1 pseudogene is annotated in these 264 nt (G+C 64.0%); it reads left to right on the forward strand.

Annotated elements, in window-relative coordinates:
- Positions 1–82: 82 nt before the first annotated feature.
- A pseudogene (locus EHS43_RS46105) lies at positions 83–264 on the forward strand (IS5/IS1182 family transposase); the annotation flags it as partial.

Genomic DNA, 264 nt, shown 5'->3' on the forward strand with positions numbered 1-264 from the left:
TGAGCCTCTTTCATCCTGTGCTGGCGGGTGAAATGGGCTGGTCAGTGGCTGTGGTGACGAGGCAGGGCCCCTCGTCGTTGGCGTGGTGATTCCACTCAGCACACCGGCGACCGAAGGGGCCCTGTTGGTTTTCGTATCCTGCCACGCTCGACGTCCCGCATGAGCTCGTTGAGCATGTTGCCTGGCTGCTGTACGAGCACCGCCGCGCACGTAACACCCGCTGGCGGAAGCTCCGCTGCTTCGACCAGGCACTGCTCACGCTGG

The sequence above is a fragment of the Streptomyces sp. RP5T genome (genome assembly GCF_003933965.1).
In the GTDB taxonomy this organism is placed as follows: Bacteria; Actinomycetota; Actinomycetes; order Streptomycetales; family Streptomycetaceae; genus Streptomyces.